The organism is Pseudomonas sp. ML2-2023-3, assembly GCF_037055275.1.
Lineage (GTDB): Bacteria > Pseudomonadota > Gammaproteobacteria > Pseudomonadales > Pseudomonadaceae > Aquipseudomonas.
The window spans coordinates 2,357,583-2,374,206 of record NZ_CP146343.1 but is presented as its reverse complement, the minus strand read 5'-3'; the positions used below and the strand labels follow the sequence as shown (position 1 = coordinate 2,374,206).

Sequence of the window (16,624 nt, the reverse complement as noted above, 5' to 3'; positions counted from 1 at the left end):
GGCTTGCGGGCGTTCTCGTTATAAGTCTCAGCACTTTAAGTGACAAGTCGCGTTAAGCAACCATGAGCCAAACCGAATCGCTAGACCAAGCCCCTGTGTTCCAGTTAAAGGGCAGTATGCTCGCCATTACGGTGCTGGAACTGGCGCACTACGACCTTGAAGCCCTTGACCGTCAACTGGCGGCCAAAGTGGCCCAGGCGCCTAATTTTTTCAGTAACACCCCGCTCGTCCTGGCGCTGGACAAACTGCCTGCCGGCGAAGGGGCTATCGATTTGCCGGGGCTGATGCGCGTGTGTCGTCAGCATGGTCTGCGCACCCTGGCCCTTCGCGCCAATCGCATTGAAGACATCGCAGCGGCCATTGCCATCGATCTGCCGGTGCTTCCGCCTTCAGGCGCTCGCGAGCGACCGATTGACCCTGTCGAAGTCGTCGCGCCGAAAAAACCCGAAAAACCGCCCGAGCCGACCATCAAGCCGACCAAAATCATCACCAGCCCCGTACGTGGCGGTCAGACGGTTTATGCCGAGGGGTGTGACCTGGTGGTTATCGCCTCGGTAAGCCCCGGTGCGGAACTTATGGCCGATGGCAACATCCATGTGTACGGGCCAATGCGTGGCCGAGCGCTGGCTGGCCATAAAGGCAACACCAAGGCGCGGATTTTCTGCCAGCAGTTGAGCGCCGAACTGGTGTCGATTGCAGGCAAGTACAAGGTATCTGAAGACCTGCGAAGAGATCCGCTGTGGGGAACAGGCGTTCAGATCAGTCTGTCAAGTGACATGTTGAACATCACCCGTCTTTAACGGATACTCTCGCCATTTTCCAGGCATCTCAATTTCGTAGAGAAAACAGATTTCACCTTGTAGGCAACCAACACCCAAACAGCGTTTACGCTCTTGGATGATGACCCGCCAAGGCTGTTTGCCTGCAGTCGTTTATAGAGATGTTATTCAGGGGCTAAAAAGTCCTTTTTCCTTAGGGGTGAAACACCTTGGCCAAGATTCTAGTGGTTACATCCGGCAAGGGTGGTGTGGGTAAGACCACCACCAGCGCCGCTATCGGTACCGGCCTCGCTCTGCGCGGCCACAAAACAGTGATCGTCGACTTCGACGTTGGCTTGCGTAACCTCGACCTGATCATGGGTTGCGAGCGCCGCGTGGTGTATGACTTCGTCAACGTGGTTAACGGCGAAGCCAACCTGCAGCAGGCACTGATCAAAGACAAGCGCCTGGAAAATCTCTACGTGCTGGCCGCCAGCCAGACCCGTGACAAGGATGCGCTGACCAAGGAAGGCGTTGAAAAAGTTCTGATGGAACTTAAGGAAACCTTCGAATACGTGGTCTGCGATTCACCGGCTGGCATCGAAACCGGTGCTCACCTGGCCATGTACTTCGCTGATGAAGCGATTGTAGTGACCAACCCGGAAGTGTCCTCGGTACGTGACTCCGACCGCATGCTGGGCCTGCTGGCCAGCAAATCGCGCCGCGCCGAACTGAACCAGGACCCTATCAAGGAACACCTGCTTCTGACCCGCTACAACCCGGATCGTGTTTCCAAGGGCGAAATGCTCGGCGTTGAAGACGTCAAGGAAATTCTGGCCGTTGCCCTGCTGGGCGTGATTCCTGAATCCCAGGCTGTATTGAAGGCATCCAACCAGGGCGTACCCGTGATCCTTGATGATCAGAGCGACGCCGGTCAGGCCTACAGCGATGCGGTTGATCGCCTGCTGGGCAAAACCGTGGAGCACCGATTCCTGGATGTACAGAAGAAGGGATTCTTCGAGCGCCTGTTTGGAGGCAACTAGACAATGAACATTTTTGACTTCTTTCGTACCCGCAAAACGCCATCCACCGCGTCGGTCGCGAAAGAGCGTCTACAGATCATCGTGGCGCACGAGCGTGGCCAACGCAGCACCCCGGACTACCTGCCAGCCCTGCAAAAAGAGCTGGTCGAGGTGATCCGCAAATACGTCAACATCGGGGATGATCAAGTACAGATCGCCCTGGAGAACGAGGGTAGCTGCTCGATTCTGGAACTCAACATCACACTGCCTGATCGTTAATCGATCCGGCTGACACCGCGGCGACTTGGGCGCCTTCCCTGCCGGGAAGGTTCCCTCGTCGCCGTTGGTGTTTGTTAAGAGGCTGTTTTAATGCCGTTGTCCAATATTCACATCATCCACGAGGACGCTGGCGTCCTGGTGGTCAACAAACCCACCCTGTTGCTGTCGGTGCCCGGCCGGGCCGATGACAACAAGGACTGCCTCATCACCCGCCTGCAAGAAAACGGCTACCCCGAAGCGCGCATCGTCCACCGTCTGGACTGGGAAACCTCCGGGATCATTCTGCTGGCCCGTGATGCTGACACTCACCGCGAACTGTCCCGTCAATTTCACGACCGTGAAACCGAAAAGGCCTATACCGCGCTGGCCTGGGGTCAACCCGAGCTCGACAGTGGCAGCATCGACTTGCCCCTGCGTTACGACCCGCCGACCAAGCCCCGGCACGTGGTCGACCACGGGTTTGGCAAAAACGCGCTGACCTTCTGGAAAGTGCTGGAGCGTTGCGGCGATTACTGCCGCGTAGAACTGACGCCGATTACCGGCCGGTCGCACCAGTTGCGCGTCCATATGCTGTCTATCGGCCACCCGTTGCTGGGCGATGGCCTGTATGCCCATCCGCAAGCCTTGGCCGCATGGCCTCGCTTGTGCCTGCACGCGAGCATGCTGAGTTTTACTCACCCGCAAACCGGCGAACGCCTGCGCTTTGAGTGCCCGGCACCGTTTTGACTGCAGGCATGACCACCTGACGTAGTCGCTGCCGAGGAACGAAAGCTGCGAGCTTTTAACCATCCAGAGCTCGCAGCCTTCGTTCCTCGGCAGCGACTACGTGAATGATGTTCGATTGGGATCAAATCTTGCGATCAATGCGCTAAACTCGCGGCCTTGCTGTCTGGAGTAACTTATGCGCGAAGAGTTGAACCAAGGCCTGATCGACTTTCTGAAGGCCTCCCCTACCCCCTTTCATGCCACTGCCAGTCTTGTTCAGCGCCTGGAGGCTGCCGGTTACCAGCGCCTCGACGAACGCGAAACATGGTTCACCGAAGCCAACGGTCGTTATTACGTCACCCGTAATGACTCGTCGATCGTTGCGTTCAAGCTGGGTCGTCACTCGCCGCTCCAGGGCGGTATCCGCATGGTCGGCGCTCACACAGACAGCCCGTGCCTGCGCGTCAAGCCACAGCCTGAACTGCAACGCCAGGGCTTTTGGCAACTGGGCGTAGAAGTCTACGGCGGTGCCCTGCTCGCGCCATGGTTTGACCGCGACTTGTCTCTGGCCGGACGCGTGACCTTCCGCCGCGACGGCCAGGTCGAAAGCCAGCTGATCGATTTCAAGGCACCGATTGCGACCATTCCCAATCTGGCGATCCACCTCAATCGCACCGCCAACGAAGGTTGGGCGATCAACCCGCAAACCGAGCTGCCGCCGATTCTGGCCCAGGTAGCTGGCGACGAGCGCGTGGATTTCCGTGCCCTGCTGGCCGACCAACTGGCCCGCGAGCACGGCCTCAATGCCGACGTGGTGCTCGATTACGAGCTGAGTTTCTACGACACCCAAAGTGCTGCGGTCATTGGCCTTAACGGTGACTTCATCGCCGGCGCTCGCCTGGACAACCTGCTGTCGTGCTACGCCGGCCTGCAAGCCCTGCTCACCACCGAGACCGAAGAAACCTGCCTGTTCGTGGCCAACGACCACGAAGAAGTCGGCTCCTGTTCAGCCTGCGGCGCCGATGGCCCGATGCTGGAGCAGATCCTGCAACGCGTACTGCCTGAAGGCGACGAGTACGTACGTACGATCCAGAAATCGCTGTTGGTATCGGCAGACAACGCCCACGGTGTTCATCCCAACTACGCCGACAAGCACGACGCCAACCACGGCCCCAAGCTCAATGCCGGGCCGGTGATCAAGGTCAACAGCAATCAACGTTACGCCACCAACAGCGAAACGGCCGGGTTCTTCCGCCACTTGTGCATGGCCGTAGAAGTCCCGGTCCAAAGCTTTGTAGTGCGCAGCGACATGGGCTGCGGCTCAACCATTGGCCCGATCACCGCCAGCCATCTGGGTGTACGTACCGTGGATATCGGTCTGCCGACATTCGCCATGCACTCGATCCGCGAACTGGCCGGCAGCCATGACCTCGCGCATCTGGTCAAAGTGCTCAGCGCGTTTTACGCCAGCAACCAGTTGCCGTAACAAAGCAGGGGGCATGCTCGCGATGACAGCAACGCGGTTTATCCTTAAAACTGCGGTACCTGCATCGCGAGCAAGTCGAATCGTCGCACCGCCGCTCCCACAGTCGATCATCACCTGTCGTTAATGGCTGAGTCATTTTTGATACACATCACCACACATCTGCGTAAACCGACCTAGACTGGGAACATTGCTTTCCAAAGGTCCATAACCATGTTCGAGACGTCTGCGTTCCACTCCATGATGATTCCCATTGTTTGCGGCATGCTGCTGCTCACCATTGGCTTCAACTTTCGCGAACGCAGTAGCGGCGTCGGCGTGCTGATGATCTGGTGCGGCATGCTGCTGATTTTTGGCACCATCGTTTTCAAGATCCTCGCCAAGCTGAACGAATAGGCGTGGTGTCATTCGCCCATTGAACGGGCCCTAGCGTACACTCGGCCAATTCGCACCCTTCGAGGTTGATCGCCCAGTGTTTCTCCGTCTTTTTGCCTTGCCCCATGTCCTGCTGGTTTGCCTGCTGACGCTGTTGCCCATGACGTGCGCACAGGCCGTTGGCTTGCCGGGCATGCTCGGCAGTTCGGATAAAACCCAGGCACAACCCACCGAGCCGCTGGGCCAATCGTTGGACGAGGTCATCAAAAACCTCGAAAGCGATCAGCAGCGCAGCAAGCTGCTGGCCGATCTGAAAAAACTGCGCGATGCCACCAAAAAAGCCCAGCCTGAAGCCGAAATCGGTGTTCTGGGACTGATCGGCAGCACCCTGGCAGACCTCGAAAAACAGTTCTCCGGCGCTGACAGCCCGACCTCTCGCTGGACCAAGGAAATCTCCCAAGCCAACGAAGAGCTGTCGGCACTGATGCTGCCCGCCAGCGAATGGCTGCCGATCATCTTTGGCTTTGCATTAATCATCATGATCTGGAGTTTGTCGGCGGCACTGCTGATTTGGGTCAGCCACCGTGTCCGGGTGCGCTTTGGACTGAGCGAAGAACTGCCGCAACACCCCAAGGCCGTGGACATGCTGCGCTTTGCCCTGCGCAAACTGGGGCCGTGGATGGTGGCGCTGGTGATCACGGTGTACATGAGTTACGCCCTGCCCTCGTCGCTGGGCAAAGACCTGGCGATGGTGCTGGCTTACGCACTGGTTATCGGCACTTGCTTCTCGGCCATTTGCGTCATCCTGTTCTCACTGCTCGATGGCCCCCACCGCCATCGTGCCCTGCATATTTTGCGGCATCAGGCGTTTCGCCCCCTGTGGTGGATCGGCAGCTTTGCAGCCTTTGGCGAAGCACTCAGTGACCCGCGACTGGTTGCCACCCTGGGTGTGCATCTGGCCCATACGGCCGCTACCTTTGCCAATGTAATGGCCGCCCTGTCCACCGGGCTGTTTATCATCCGGTTCCGTCGCCCCATTGCCCACCTGATTCGCAACCAGCCATTGTCGCGTCGCCTGACCCGACGGGCCTTGAGCGACAGCATCGATATCCTTGGGACCTACTGGTTCATACCGGCCCTGATTCTGGTGGGTATTTCTCTGGTCGCGACGTTTGTCTCGGCAGGCGATACCAGCACCGCGCTGCGCCAGTCACTGATTTGCACCGTACTGGTGGTGCTGTGCATGGTGATCAACGGGCTGGTACGACGTCATTCCCAAAGACCGCAACGCGGACACAAACGTCATGCGCTGTATTCCGAGCGCTTGAAAAGCTTCCTCTACACCCTGGCGCATCTGATCGTGTGGCTGGTATTCATCGAGCTGGGGCTGCGGGTGTGGGGCATGTCACTGATCAGCTTCACCGAAGGCGAAGGTCATGAGATCAGCGTCAAACTGTTCAGCCTCGGCGGCACGCTGCTGTTTGCCTGGCTGATCTGGATTCTTTCCGACACCGCCGTGCACCACGCACTGACCCGCTCGCGCAAAGGCCTGGCCAATGCCCGCGCCCAAACCATGATGCCGTTGATTCGCAACGTGTTGTTTGTGGCGATTTTCATCATCGCGCTGATCGTGGCCCTGGCCAACATGGGCATGAACGTCACCCCGCTGCTGGCGGGTGCCGGTGTGATCGGTCTGGCCATCGGCTTTGGTGCGCAATCACTGGTTGCCGACCTGATCACCGGCCTGTTCATCATCATTGAAGACTCCCTGGCCATCGACGACTACGTCGATGTCGGCGGGCACCTGGGCACGGTTGAAGGGCTGACGATTCGTACGGTGCGCCTGCGGGATATCGACGGCATCGTGCATACCATCCCGTTCAGCGAAATCAAAAGCATCAAGAACTACTCCCGGGAATTCGGTTACGCCATCTTCCGGGTTGCGATCCCCTACAACATGGACATCGACGATGCGATCAAACTGATGCGTGAAGTCGGGCAAAAAATGCGGAACGACCCACTTCAGCGACGCAATATCTGGTCACCGCTGGAGATCCAGGGGGTCGAAAGCTTTGAGTCGGGCAGCGCCATCCTGCGCGCCCGTTTCAAGACCGCGCCTATCAAGCAATGGGAAGTGTCGCGGGCGTTCAACCTGTCCCTCAAGCGGCATCTGGATGAAGCCGGACTTGACCTGGCGACCCCGCGCCTGAGCGTACAAGTCGTGACCGCAGGCAGCGGAATGTTGCAGAAGGATTGATCCTGGATGCTGCCACAAAGTGAGTTGCCTCCAGAAACCAGGGAAAATTCAACGCTCCTGCACATCCACCCCGACATGAATCGCATCATGTCGCCAATATTCCAGGTCACAGTCGATCAGCCGTTCGTGCTGGTCATAATTGACCCGCGCAATCTGCAAACCCGGGCTGCCGGTTGAAACCTTGAGCGTGGCTGCCGCTTGCATCGGCAATGATGTGGGTACGATTTCGAAACGCACCCGACCGTAATGCAAGTCGTAATGCCGGGCATACAGCTCGGTGATCGACCCGGTGAGATCAAGTTCAAGAATTCGAGGGAAATACTGAGGGTTCAAATAGTGCTCGACGTACAGCACCAGCCTCCCGTCAATGCGCCGGCCACGGCAGATCTGGATCACACTGGACAGGGCCGGCAACTGCAAGCGGTCGCACACTGCCGCCGTGGCCGGTAGCAGGCGCGCCGAAATCACTTCAGTGGACGCCACGCGCCCCTGGGCCGTGACCATTGCGTGGAAGTGGCTGCGCTGCATCAAGTTATAGGCCAGGCGCGGCGGCGAAATAAACCAGCCGCGACGCTCCTCCCGATAGACCATCCCCTGGGCTTCGAGCTGAAGCAACGCCTCGCGCACCGTAACCCGAGTAGTGGCAAACAACTCGCTGAGTTTGCGTTCGGCCGGCAACTGACTGCCGCACGCCAACAGGCCGTGCTCAATTTGCTCTTGGAGCGTGCGACTGATCGCGGTCACCGCTTTAGGTACACCTTCTCGCATTAACGTTACCTGACTGGACTAGTCCAGCACCAAATGTGGGCAGGCACGGCCTGAAAAATCACCAAACCTTGATAGTCGAAGCCTAGTCAGAGCACATGACTGTTGCATGACAGCGCCTGCGACAAGGCCCATCAGAAAATGCCACAGGCCTTGCCAATCAAGCCCTGCGCGATGGTCTACGCTTACTCGAAACACTCACACGGACCTGCAACATCCCCTGCACAACCAGTGCCGACATTAAAGTGTCATCTGCCGGGCTTAAATTGGCTCAGGTATTGCTGACCTAGACCAACCCACCGCAAAAGAGCAATAAAACCCAGCGTTGAAAACGCCCAAGGAGCTTCGGATGAAACGGTTTTTCCTGGCATCACTGTTAGGTTCAAGCATCGCCCTGTGCACATCGGCCATGGCCGCCGATGTGGATTTAAAAGCCCTGGAAGCCGCAGCAAAGGCAGAGGGAACGGTCAACAGCGTCGGCATGCCCGATGACTGGGCCAACTGGAAAGGCACGTGGTCAGATCTGAACAAGCTCTATGGCCTCAAGCACATCGATACCGACATGAGTTCGGCCCAGGAAGTGGCCAAGTTCGCCGCTGAAAAAGACAACGCCAGTGCCGACATCGGTGACGTAGGCGCGGCCTTCGGCCCGATTGCGGTGGCCAAGGGCGTGACCCAGCCGTACAAGCCGACCACCTGGGACCAGATCCCGGACTGGGCCAAGGACAAAGACGGTAACTGGGCGCTGGCCTACACCGGCACCATTGCGTTTATCGTCAACAAAAAGCTGCTGCACGGCTCTGAAGTTCCAACCAAGTGGGCTGACCTGAAATCCGGCAAATACAAGGTTTCCATCGGTGACGTCAGCACCGCAGCGCAAGCCACCAACGGCGTACTGGCTGCTGCACTGGCCAATGGCGGCAGTGAAAAGAACATCCAGCCTGCCCTGCTGATGTTTGCCGACATCGCCAAGCAAGGCCGCTTGTCATTGGCCAACCCGACCATCGCCACCATGGAAAAAGGTGAAGTGGAAGTGGGCGTGGTCTGGGATTTCAACGGCCTGAGCTACAAAGCCAAAATGGTCAACCCGGATGACTACGTGGTGCTGATTCCATCGGACGGTTCGGTGATCTCGGGCTACACCACCATCATCAACAAATACGCCAAGCACCCGAACGCGGCCAAGCTGACTCGCGAATTCATCTTCAGCGATGCCGGGCAAACCAACCTGGCGCGGGGCAATGCACGGCCGATTCGTGCCGAGCACTTGAAGCTGCCTGATGACGTTCAAGCCAAGCTGCTCTCCAACGATCAGTACAAAAACGTGACCCCGATCAAGGACGCTGACGCCTGGGAAAAAACCTCCAAGGCCCTGCCGCAACTGTGGCAGGAAGAAGTCATCATCAATATGCAGTAACCCGCTGAACCAAGACCTGTAGTCGCTGCCAAGGAACGCAGGCTGCGAGCCTTTGATTGCGAAAGGCTTGCAGCCTTCGTACCTCGGCAGCGACTACGCAGTTGGCATGCTACTTCTGTTTGCGGAGTCGCCGGACATGAAACACAACGTTATCCTGGTAGTCCTCGATGGCTTGAATTACGAGGTAGCCCGCCAGGCGATGGGCCATCTGCAAGCCTACGTCGGGGCGGGTCGTGCTGCATTCTACAAGCTCACTTGCGAATTGCCCGCGCTGTCACGCCCTCTTTACGAGTGCATCCTCACCGGCGTGCCGCCGATTGAAAGCGGCATCGTGCACAACCATGTGTCGCGCCTGTCCAACCAGCGCAGCGTGTTCCATTACGCTCGCGACGGTGGCCTGAGCACGGCCGCCGCGGCTTATCACTGGGTCAGCGAACTGTATAACCGCTCGCCATTTGTGATGGTCCGGGACCGCCATACCGTTGCAGCCGATTTGCCGATTCAGCACGGGCACTTCTACTGGAGCGATCACTACCCCGACTCCCATTTGTTCGCCGACGCCGAAAGCCTACGTCTAGCGCACACACCGAATTTCTTACTGGTTCATCCCATGAACATTGATGATGCCGGGCACAAGCACGGCCTCGATACCCCGCAATACCGCAACAGTGCACGCTCGGCCGACATCATTCTGGCCGACTACCTGCAAGGCTGGCTGCAGGCCGGTTATCAGGTGTTGGTGACGGCCGATCACGGCATGAACAACGACCGTTCACACAACGGTTTGCTGCCCGAAGAGCGTGAGGTCCCCCTGTTTGTACTGGGCGATGCGTTCAGCCTCAACCCGGATGTCACCCCCAAACAAACCGAGTTGTGCGGCACGATCTGCGAATTGCTGGGTGTGACCCATGACAAACCGTTGTGTCGCGACCTGCTGAGGCCAGCGCCATGAGCCGTGGCAAATGGCTTGCGTTGCTGTGCCTGGTGCCCTTCGCCGTTTTTTTTATCGTGTTTCAAATTGCCCCGCTGGTGTGGGTGCTGATCCACAGCGTGCAATCTGAAGAAAGCGGCTGGGGCATGGCCAACTTCATCAAGATCTTCAACTCGAAATTCTACTTGCAAGCCATCCAGCACAGCCTGGAGATCAGTTTCTGGTCCAGTCTGTTCGGCATTGTGATCGCCATACTGGGCAGTTACTCCTTGCGCAAGGTGGATTCGCGGCTGCGCAATTTCGTCAACGCGTTCGCCAACATGACCAGCAACTTCTCCGGGGTTCCGCTGGCCTTCGCCTTCATCATTCTGCTGGGGTTTAACGGCAGCATTACGATCATGCTCAAACAGGCCGGGATCATTGAGGATTTCAACCTTTACTCCAAGACCGGCCTGATCATCCTGTACACCTACTTCCAGATTCCCCTCGGCGTACTGCTGCTTTACCCCGCCTTTGATGCCGTACGCGAAGACTGGCGCGAGTCGGCGTCCTTGCTGGGGGCCAGCAGTTGGCAGTTCTGGCGCCATATCGGCCTGCCCGTCCTCACCCCGGCATTGCTCGGCACTTTCGTGATCCTGCTGGCCAACGCACTGGGCGCCTACGCCACGGTGTATGCATTGACCACGGGCAACTTCAACGTACTGCCGATCCGTATTGCTGCAATGGTCTCGGGGGATATCAGCCTGGACCCGAACATGGCCAGCGCCCTGGCGGTGATTCTGGTGGGCTTGATGACCCTGGTGACCCTGGTGCATCAGTGGCTGTTAAAGAGGAGCTACCATGTCGCGCGCTGAATCGGGTTCCCCCGGCATTTACCACCGCAGCGTGGTCTGGCTGCTGTTTGTGATCTTGTTGCTGCCGCTGCTGGGCACTCTTGTTTACTCCATCGCCAGCAGTTGGTCGGCGAGCATCCTGCCCAGTGGTTTTACCTTGAAGTGGTACAGCCAGTTGTGGAGCGACCCGCGCTTTCTCGCAGCCTTCGGCCAGTCGCTGCTGGTGTGCGTTGCTGCGCTGGTGCTGTCCGTCATTCTGATCCTGCCGCTGCTGTTTGTGGTGCACTACCACTTCCCCAGGCTCGATGCGCTGATGAACATCCTGATCCTGCTGCCTTTCGCCGTACCGCCAGTGGTGTCATCGGTGGGCCTGTTGCAGCTCTACGGTTCAGGCCCGCTGCAAATGGTCGGTACCCCCTGGATTCTGATCGGCTGCTATTTCACCGTAGCGCTGCCATTCATGTACCGGGCAATTACCAACAACCTGCAGGCAATCAATCTGCGCGACCTGATGGACGCAGCCCAACTGCTGGGTGCCAGCACCTGGCAGGCGGCGTTTTTGGTGGTGCTGCCCAATTTGCGCAAAGGCTTGATGGTTGCCCTGCTGCTGTCGTTCTCGTTCCTGTTTGGCGAGTTTGTGTTCGCCAATATTCTGGTGGGCACCCGCTACGAAACCTTGCAGGTGTTCTTGAACAACATGCGTAACAGCAGTGGCCACTTCACCAGCGCCCTGGTGATCTCCTATTTCCTCTTTGTATTGGTGCTGACCTGGGTTGCCACCTTCCTGAACAAGGACAAAAGCCAATGAGCTTCGTCAGCGTCGAACACCTGCAAAAATCCTATTCCGGCACGGCGATTTTCAGCGATATCAACTGCAGCATCGCCAAGGGCGAGTTCGTGACCCTGCTGGGGCCATCCGGTTGCGGCAAGTCCACGCTGCTGCGCTGTATCGCGGGATTAACGCCCGTGGACGGTGGCAAAATCCTGCTCGATGGCCAGGACATCGTGCCGCTGAGCCCGCAAAAGCGTGGTATCGGCATGGTGTTTCAAAGCTATGCGCTGTTCCCCAACATGACCGTCGAGCAAAACGTCGCGTTCGGCCTGCGCATGCAGAAGGTCAGCACTGATGACAGCAACAAGCGCGTGGCCGAAGCATTGCAACTGGTGGAACTGAATGATTTTGCCAAGCGCTACCCGCATCAGCTGTCGGGTGGTCAATGCCAGCGCGTGGCCCTGGCGCGCTCGCTGGTCACGCGTCCGCGCCTGTTGCTGCTGGATGAGCCGCTGTCGGCGCTGGATGCGCGAATTCGCAAGCACTTGCGCGAGCAAATCCGCACTATTCAGCGCGAGCTGGGCCTGACCACGATTTTCGTCACCCACGACCAGGAAGAAGCACTGGTCATGAGCGACCGGATATTCCTGATGAACAAGGGCCACATCGTTCAAAGCGGCAATGCCCAAACCCTCTATGCCGCGCCAGTGGATGCATTCGCCGCCGGGTTTATCGGCAACTACAACCTGCTGGACCCCGAAACTGCCAGCCGCCTGCTGCAACGCCCGATCAACAGCCGCATCGCCATACGCCCTGAAACCGTGGGTCTGAGCCTGCAGGGCGAACTCGACGGGGTGATCCTCAACCACAGCCTGCTGGGCAACGTCATCCGCTACCGGGTAGAGGCACGTGGTGTGCAACTGATCGTCGATGTACTCAACCGGGCACCTGGTGATCTGTATCCGGATGGTCAGCGTGTGGCGCTGTCCATCGATTCAAGCACCCTTTGTGAGGTAGCCTGATGTTCTTGAATTCACTGAAGAGCGAGTTGCACTGATGGCTTTGGCAATTTTTGACCTGGACGAAACCCTGATTCATGGCGACTGCGCCACCCTGTGGAGCGAGCAGATGGGCCGCCTGGGCTGGGTTGATCCCGCGTCGTTCATGCAGCGCAACAACGAGCTGATGGACGCCTACAGCCAAGGCAAGCTGGCCATGGAAGAGTTCATGGCCTTCAGCCTGGAACCGTTGATAGGCCGCACCCCCGAAGAGGTTGAACACTTGGTCGGGCCGTGGGTTGAAGACTTCATCGAACCGATCATCTTCAGCGACGCCACAAGAACCATTGCGGCCCATCGCAAGGCAGGGGACCGGATCCTGGTGATTTCGGCCTCGGGCACCCATCTGGTAAAGCCGATTGCAGAGCGACTGGGGATCGATGAAGTGCTGGGGATCGAGCTGGAAGTTGCACACGGCTTTTACACCGGCAACACCGTGGGAACCTTGACGTACCGCGAAGGCAAAATCACGCGCCTGCTGGAATGGCTGGATGAGCAGGAAGAAAACCTTGAGGGCGCGAGCTTTTACTCCGACTCACGCAATGACTTGCCGCTGCTGCTCAAGGTTGATCACCCGCACGTGGTGAATCCTGATCCGGTATTGCGTGAACAGGCAGAAAAAGCCGGGTGGCCGATCCATCACTGGAAGTGACATCCCAATACCTGTGGGAGCGGGCTTGCTCGCGATACAGACGCCGCGTTTTTTCAGGCACGCCGGGTCGCTACCATCGCGAGCACGCCCGCTCCCACCAGGATCAGCTCAGGCTGCTGTCTATCACCAGCACCAGCTTGCCCGACACCTGATTGCTTGCCAGTTCGGCAAATGCCGCCTGAGCCTCTTCAATCGGAAAGGTTTTGGCCAGTTGCGGGCTCAAGCGACCTTCAGTGAACAATGGCCATACCTGCTGCCCCAGATCACTGAGCAGGTTAGCCTTGAATTGATCGCTGCGGCTACGCAGAGTCGAACCCAGCAGCTGGATACGCTTGCCCAGTACCAGTGCCAGATCCAGTTCGGCCTTGCGACCGCCCATCAAGCCGATCAACACCCAACGCCCGTCCAGCGCCAGCAACTTGAGGTTGGACTCGGCGTAATTGGCGCCCACCGGGTCCAGTACCACATCGAAAGGCCCCATGGCCTTGAGGCTGTCCAGCCCCTCGGTACGCACCACACCGCCCTGTGCACCCAACGCCTGACAGTAAGCCAGACGATCAGCCGAACCCACAGTGACCCAGCACGGGCTGCCGAAGGCCTTGCACAGCTGAATGGCCGCTGAACCAACACCGCTTGCGCCGGCATGCAGCAGCACTTTTTCACCTGGCTGCAAAGCGGCCAGCTGGAACAGGTTCAGCCACGCAGTGCTGTACACCTCAGGCAAGGCTGCCGCTTCGATCAGCGACAGACCTTCAGGCACTGGCAGGGCGTGGCGGGCATCGACCACCACCTCTTGCGCCATGCCGCCGCCCGCCAGCAGCGCGCAAACCCGGTCGCCCACCTGCCAGGACGAACCCGGCCCCACTTCAGTGACCACTCCGGAGCACTCCAGGCCCAACACCTGACTGGCGCCCGGCGGCGGCGGATACAACCCGGCGCTCTGCAACAGATCGGCCCGATTGAGCCCCGCAGCCGCCACACGAATTCGAATTTGTCCTACATCACATGCCGGGCTTGGCTCTTCAACCCATGTCACTTGACCTTCAACGCCTTGCAATGCTTTCACAGTGCCTCCATAGTGAGTCTGGACTGAGCCCGGAGCTGTTGCGCCGGGCTTTTTGCATTATGCGACCGGTCCTTGATGGAACCGGCGACTTCAAAGACGGCCTAATATGCGTTATCAATTGCCCCCGCGTCGAATCAGCATGAAGCATTTATTCCCTAGCACCGCACTTGCCCTATTCATTGGCCTAGGCGTTTTGCCGTTTTCGGCCAATTCGTTCGCCGCTAACAGTTGGGATAACCTTCAGCCCGATCGTGATGAGGTAATTGCCAGTCTTAACGTTGTTGAGCTGCTCAAGCGCCATCATTACAGCAAGCCGCCACTGAATGACGCGCGCTCCGCGATCATCTATGACAGCTACCTGAAGCTGCTTGACCCTTCTCGAAGCTATTTTCTGGCCAGCGATATTGCCGAGTTCGACAAATGGAAGTATCAGTTTGACGACTTCCTCAAAAGCGGCGACCTCAATCCCGGTTTCATCATCTACAAGCGCTACCTGGACCGCGTCAAATCGCGCCTGGACTTCGCCCTTGCAGAGCTGAACAAAGGCCCGGACTCTCTGGACTTCACGGCTCGCGAAACCTTGCAGATCGACCGCAAGGACGCTCCGTGGCTCAAGACCGAAGCCGAACTCAATGACCTGTGGCGCAAACGCATCAAGGACGAAGTCCTGCGCTTGAAGATCGCTGGCAAAGAGCCTGCAAAAATTCAGGAGCTGCTGACCAAGCGTTACAAGAATCAGTTGTCGCGCCTTGATCAGACCCGCAGCGAAGACATCTTCCAGGCCTACATCAACACCTTCGCCATGTCTTACGATCCGCACACCAACTATCTGTCGCCAGATAACGCGGAGAACTTCGACATCAACATGAGCCTGTCGCTGGAAGGCATCGGCGCCGTGTTGCAGAGCGATAACGACCAGGTGAAAATTGTCCGGCTGGTGCCCGCGGGCCCTGCCGACAAGACCAAACAAGTCGCACCGGCTGACAAGATCATCGGTGTTGCCCAGGGCGACAAGGAAATGGTCGACGTCATCGGCTGGCGTCTGGACGAAGTGGTCAAATTGATTCGTGGCCCTAAAGGCTCCGTGGTGCGCCTGGAAGTGATTCCGGCCAGCAACGCGCCGAACGACCAGACCAGCAAGATTGTGTCCATCACCCGCGAAGCGGTGAAGCTTGAGGAACAGGCTGCCAAAAAGTCGATCCTCAACCTGAAACAGGATGGCAAGGACTACAAGCTCGGCGTCATCGAAATCCCGGCCTTCTACCTGGATTTCAAAGCGTTCCGCGCTGGCGACCCGAACTACAAGAGCACCACCCGCGACGTCAAAAAACTGCTGACCGAGTTGCAGAAAGAAAAAGTCGATGGCGTGATTATCGACCTGCGCAACAACGGTGGCGGCTCGTTGCAGGAAGCGACCGAACTGACCAGCCTGTTTATCGACAAGGGTCCGACGGTTCTGGTGCGTAACGCCGACGGCAAGGTGGACGTTCTGGAAGACGAAAACCCGGGCGCGTTCTACAAAGGCCCGATGGCGTTGCTGGTCAACCGCCTCTCGGCTTCGGCCTCGGAGATTTTTGCCGGCGCCATGCAGGACTACCATCGCGCGTTGATCATCGGCGGCCAGACGTTCGGCAAAGGTACGGTGCAAACCATCCAGCCACTGAACCACGGCGAGCTGAAACTGACTCTGGCCAAGTTCTACCGGGTTTCCGGTCAGAGCACCCAGCATCAGGGCGTACTGCCTGACGTTGCCTTCCCGTCGATCATCGACACCAAGGAAATCGGCGAAAGCGCACTGCCTGAAGCCATGCCGTGGGACACCATCCGCCCTGCCATCAAGCCGGCGTCTGATCCGTTCAAGCCTTACATTGACCGGCTCAAAGCCAACCATGATGCCCGCGCGACCAAGGATGCCGAGTTCATCTTTATCCGCGACAAGCTGGCCCTGGCCGAGAAGTTGATGGCCGAGAAGACCGTCAGCCTGAACGAGGCCGAGCGTCGTGCACAGCACGCCGATATCGATGCCAAGCAATTGGTGATGGAGAACGCTCGCCGTCAGGCCAAAGGCGAAGCACCGCTCAAGGAAATGAAGAAAGAAGACGAAGATGCGTTGCCGGTAGAGCCTGAAAAGACCAAACCGGAAGATGATGCCTACCTGAGTGAAACCGGGCGGATTCTGCTGGACTACCTCAAGCTCAGCTCGCAAGTGGCAAAGAAGTAAATCAAGGCTGAAAAAAAGGGCGGGCCGCGT

16 protein-coding genes are annotated in these 16,624 nt (G+C 58.2%); 14 read left to right on the top strand and 2 right to left on the bottom strand.

All coding sequences use genetic code 11. From position 1 onward, the window contains the following. The first annotated feature begins 62 nt into the window (after positions 1-62). From minC to V6P94_RS11045, 7 genes are all read left to right on the top strand, one after another. Positions 63-800, top strand: coding sequence for a septum site-determining protein MinC (gene minC, locus V6P94_RS11075; protein WP_133078128.1), 738 nt, complete (start codon positions 63-65; stop codon positions 798-800). 188 nt (positions 801-988) lie between these two features. Further along, a complete protein-coding gene (gene minD, locus V6P94_RS11070) occupies positions 989-1,801 on the top strand; it encodes a septum site-determining protein MinD (RefSeq protein ID WP_019828576.1) in 813 nt (270 codons plus the stop codon). 3 nt (positions 1,802-1,804) lie between these two features. Further along, complete coding sequence (gene minE / locus V6P94_RS11065) at positions 1,805-2,059, top strand: cell division topological specificity factor MinE (RefSeq protein ID WP_019828577.1); 255 nt, start codon at positions 1,805-1,807, stop codon at positions 2,057-2,059. Positions 2,060-2,149: 90 nt separating this feature from the next. Further along, a complete protein-coding gene (locus V6P94_RS11060) occupies positions 2,150-2,785 on the top strand; it encodes an RluA family pseudouridine synthase (RefSeq protein ID WP_326398254.1) in 636 nt (211 codons plus the stop codon). A gap of 175 nt (positions 2,786-2,960) precedes the next feature. Next, positions 2,961-4,250 (top strand): M18 family aminopeptidase, encoded by a 1,290-nt coding sequence (locus V6P94_RS11055; protein WP_019828578.1) that lies wholly within the window; start codon positions 2,961-2,963, stop codon positions 4,248-4,250. Positions 4,251-4,460: 210 nt separating this feature from the next. After that, on the top strand, positions 4,461-4,643 hold the full coding sequence (locus V6P94_RS11050) for a hypothetical protein (RefSeq protein ID WP_133078127.1): 183 nt from the start codon (positions 4,461-4,463) through the stop codon (positions 4,641-4,643). A 76-nt stretch (positions 4,644-4,719) separates the two neighbouring features. Next, positions 4,720-6,879: a mechanosensitive ion channel domain-containing protein gene (locus V6P94_RS11045; protein WP_326398255.1), complete on the top strand. Its 2,160-nt coding sequence runs from the start codon at positions 4,720-4,722 to the stop codon at positions 6,877-6,879. Between the two features lie 48 nt (positions 6,880-6,927). On the opposite strand, the gene V6P94_RS11040 is transcribed toward V6P94_RS11045, so the two are convergent. Then, on the bottom strand, positions 6,928-7,647 hold the full coding sequence (locus V6P94_RS11040; RefSeq protein WP_133078125.1) for a UTRA domain-containing protein: 720 nt from the start codon (positions 7,645-7,647) through the stop codon (positions 6,928-6,930). 346 nt (positions 7,648-7,993) lie between these two features. On the opposite strand from V6P94_RS11040, the gene V6P94_RS11035 reads away from it, so the two are divergent. From V6P94_RS11035 to V6P94_RS11010, 6 genes are all read left to right on the top strand, one after another. Continuing rightward, positions 7,994-9,061, top strand: coding sequence for an ABC transporter substrate-binding protein (locus V6P94_RS11035; RefSeq protein ID WP_133078124.1), 1,068 nt, complete (start codon positions 7,994-7,996; stop codon positions 9,059-9,061). A gap of 136 nt (positions 9,062-9,197) precedes the next feature. Beyond that, positions 9,198-10,013, top strand: a complete 816-nt coding sequence (locus V6P94_RS11030; RefSeq protein WP_133078123.1) for an alkaline phosphatase family protein — start codon at positions 9,198-9,200, stop codon at positions 10,011-10,013. Beyond that, positions 10,010-10,846 (top strand): ABC transporter permease subunit, encoded by an 837-nt coding sequence (locus V6P94_RS11025; RefSeq protein WP_019827637.1) that lies wholly within the window; start codon positions 10,010-10,012, stop codon positions 10,844-10,846. Before V6P94_RS11030 ends, V6P94_RS11025 begins: the two co-directional genes overlap by 4 nt. Continuing rightward, positions 10,833-11,633 (top strand): ABC transporter permease, encoded by an 801-nt coding sequence (locus V6P94_RS11020; protein ID WP_133078122.1) that lies wholly within the window; start codon positions 10,833-10,835, stop codon positions 11,631-11,633. Before V6P94_RS11025 ends, V6P94_RS11020 begins: the two co-directional genes overlap by 14 nt. Continuing rightward, positions 11,630-12,619, top strand: a complete 990-nt coding sequence (locus V6P94_RS11015; protein WP_133078121.1) for an ABC transporter ATP-binding protein — start codon at positions 11,630-11,632, stop codon at positions 12,617-12,619. The genes V6P94_RS11020 and V6P94_RS11015 overlap by 4 nt, the downstream gene beginning before the upstream one ends. A 34-nt stretch (positions 12,620-12,653) precedes the next feature. Next, a complete protein-coding gene (locus tag V6P94_RS11010; protein WP_133078120.1) occupies positions 12,654-13,307 on the top strand; it encodes an HAD family phosphatase in 654 nt (217 codons plus the stop codon). 103 nt (positions 13,308-13,410) lie between these two features. Here V6P94_RS11010 and V6P94_RS11005 read toward each other — a convergent pair whose 3' ends face one another. Continuing rightward, a complete protein-coding gene (locus tag V6P94_RS11005; RefSeq protein ID WP_133078119.1) occupies positions 13,411-14,373 on the bottom strand; it encodes a zinc-binding dehydrogenase in 963 nt (320 codons plus the stop codon). A gap of 139 nt (positions 14,374-14,512) precedes the next feature. Here V6P94_RS11005 and V6P94_RS11000 point away from each other — a divergent pair, with 139 nt between their 5' ends. Continuing rightward, positions 14,513-16,594 (top strand): carboxy terminal-processing peptidase, encoded by a 2,082-nt coding sequence (locus V6P94_RS11000; RefSeq protein WP_219261575.1) that lies wholly within the window; start codon positions 14,513-14,515, stop codon positions 16,592-16,594. Positions 16,595-16,624: the final 30 nt, after the last annotated feature.